This window comes from Methylobacterium sp. P3_A11 (assembly GCF_056403155.1).
Window position 1 is genome coordinate 1 of the sequence record NZ_JBFUGA010000217.1, and the last position, 2,847, is coordinate 2,847.

The 2,847-nt window shown below is 70.7% G+C and carries 2 protein-coding genes; one reads left to right on the forward strand and one right to left on the reverse strand.

Going from position 1 to position 2,847, the window contains the following annotated elements; all coding sequences use genetic code 11:
* Positions 1-1,031, reverse strand: a 1,031-nt coding sequence (locus AC1DXK_RS30710; protein ID WP_477299685.1) for an acyltransferase family protein, incomplete at its 3' end; no start/stop codon positions are given.
* Positions 1,032-1,246: 215 nt separating this feature from the next.
* Here AC1DXK_RS30710 and AC1DXK_RS30715 point away from each other — a divergent pair.
* A partial coding sequence (locus AC1DXK_RS30715) for a L,D-transpeptidase family protein (protein WP_477299686.1) occupies positions 1,247-2,847 on the forward strand: 1,601 nt, incomplete at its 3' end.

Genomic DNA, 2,847 nt, shown 5'->3' on the forward strand with positions numbered 1-2,847 from the left:
GCGCAGGGGCGCTCGACGAACCCGTACATCGCCCAGCACCCGAGCAGCGTCACCGGGAACGCCGCCAGCATCAGCCCGATGCCGTGCAACCCGGGACTCAGGTGCAGCACCAGCGCCACCACGGTCATGTGCGTGAGGTAGAAGCTGTACGACCAGAGCCCGAGCTGGCGCATCGGCCGGCTGGCGAGCGCCCGCACGATCCAGCCTTCGCCGTGGAGCAGGTAGGCGAAGGGCGCGAACAGGGCGGCGCTCTGCAGCGTGTAGCGCAGGCTCTCGCGGAAGGCCGGGTCGCGGACCGCCAGGGTCCCGGGGATCACGGCGAGGCTGGCGGCGACGTGCCAGACCTTGGGGCGCCACGCCCGGTCGGCCGGGATCACCGGGTTGCTCCACAGGCCGAGGCAGCAGCCGAACAGGATCGCGTCGATCCGCGTATGGGTCCAGCTGTAGTTCAGGCTGGAATCCGGCAGCCGCCAGACATTCAGGCATCGGATCGCCAGGACCGCCGCGCAGAGCCCCAGGCAGGCGAGCGCCGCCCGGCGCGGCCGCAGACGCCCGAGCCACAGCACGTAGGCCAGCGGAAACACCAGGTAGAAGTGCTCCTCGATGGCGAGGCTCCACAGGGGCACCGGGAGCACCGCCTCGGTGCCGAACAGGCCGGGATAGTTGGTCAGGAACGTCGCCTGTCCGAGGATCGCCGCCGGCTCAACGCGCATCCAGTCGAGCCACCCGGCCGCGTAGAGGGCGCCCGACGCCAGCAGGGTCAGGTACAGCGGCGGGAGGATGCGCAGGCTGCGCCGCAGGTAGAAGGCGGAGAGCGAGACCGCACCCGTCCGCGCCTGCTCGATCCGCAGCAGCGTGGTGATCAGGTAGCCGCTGAGGAAGAAGAAGACCGTGACCCCGAAGCCCCCGGGGATCACGTGGCTGTAGCCGCAATGCGCCGCGAACACGATCAGGATGGCGAGTGCGCGCACGCCGTCGAGCTGCGGCAGGTAGGGCATCGTCTTCGGGACCTGGAACCCGGAATCCGGCATGGCGGAGGTCGATCTCCCGTCGCGCTGTGGCGGCACACCATAAGCGAGCTTTGCATGCGGACCGATATCCGCACCGCCCGCTGAGCGGCCGAACCAGTCTCCGGATGGTGAATCCGTGCCGCACAGCCCCGGTGGAAGCGGAGGAGATTGGTAACCACGGACATCCATGATCCCGCCCGACCGCCCCGCCTCGGGCGCCGTCGGGAGTGTTGCGTATGGTCCCGGTCCAGCCCCGCCGTCACGGCCGCCCGCACGCTGTGCTGAGGGCGGGCCTGTCCCTGCTGGCGCTCCTCGGCGCGCCGGTCACGGTGCTCGCGCAGGCGGCCGGCTCTGCACCGGCTGGCTCCGGTCCGGCCCCTGTGCCACCGCTGGCCGTCCCGGTCACCGTACCGCCCGCCGGCACGACGGAGACTGCGAAGGGCCAAGAGCCCCGGACGCCGGAGGGGAAGGGCGCGACCGGCAGGGCAGCGGACGCCAAACCCGTGGAGACCAAGCCCGCGGAGGCCAAGGCGGCCGAAGCTCCTCCGGAGCCGGCCAAATCGCAGGATGCCAAGGCACAGGACACCAAGTCCCAGCAGGCCAAGTCTCAGGAGGCCAAGCCTCAGGAAGCCGCGCGGAAGTCCCGCGAGCCGGCGCCTCTGGTCTACGCCAAGGTCTCGAGCGATCCGAACCCGGCGCTGACCCCGCGGACGTTCCTCGATACGCTGCGAGCGGCCGAGCGGTACGCGGCCTTCGCGGAGGCCGGCGGCTGGGAGCGCCTGCCCGAGGATCTCGCGCGCCTGAAACCGGGTGAGCGCAGCCCGGCGATCCCGGCCCTGCGCCACCACCTGACGCTCACGGGCGACCTGCCGGCGGACGCGCCGCCGAGCGACCGCCTCGACCCGTCCCTGGTGGCGGCGATCGCGGCCTTCCAGGGACGCCACGGCCTGCCCGACAGCGGCATCCTTGGCCGGCTCACGATCAACGCCCTCAACGTGCCCGCCACGGTGCGCCAGAGACAGCTCGCCGCGTCCGCGGCCCGGCTGATGGGCTCGAAATTCCCGTTCGGCGAGCGCTACGTGGTGGTCAACGTTCCGTCTGCCGCCGTCGAGGCGGTGGAGAACGGCGTGGTGGCGCGCCGCTACGTGGCGGTTGTCGGCTCCCCCGACAAGGCGACCCCGGCGGTAGAGACCCGGATCACCGACATCAACTTCAACCCGACCTGGACCGTCCCGGCCTCGGTGGTGAAGAACGAGATCATCCCGCAGATGCGCAAGAATCCGGGCTATCTCGCCCGGAACCACATCCGAATCCTCGGGCCGACCGGGGAGGTCGATCCCACCCGGATCGACTGGGCCGGCGAGAAGGCAGTGAACTACACGCTGCGCCAGGATTCGGGCTTCGACAACTCGCTCGGCCAAGTGCGGATCGACATGCCGAACCGCTTTGCCGTCTACATGCATGATACGCCGGCGAAATCGCTGTTCGCTGCCAACGTCCGCTTCCACAGTCACGGCTGCGTCCGCGTTGGGCAGGTGAAGGACCTCGTCGGCTGGCTGCTCCAGGGCACGGACGGGCCGAACGGCCCCGGCACGAGCTGGGGTCCGATTGAGATCGAGACTGGCATCGCCGACGGCGAGCGTCGCGACATCAAGCTCGTCAAACCGGTCCCGGTGGCGTTCGTGTACCTCACGGGCTACGCCACCCCGGACGGGAAGGCGCATTTCCGCGACGACATCTACAACCTGGACACACCGGCCTCCGAGCCAGCCGCAACCGGCGCGCTCGCGCCCGCGGCGCCCACACCGCCCGCCGCGAAGCCGGCAGCCGCCGGCCC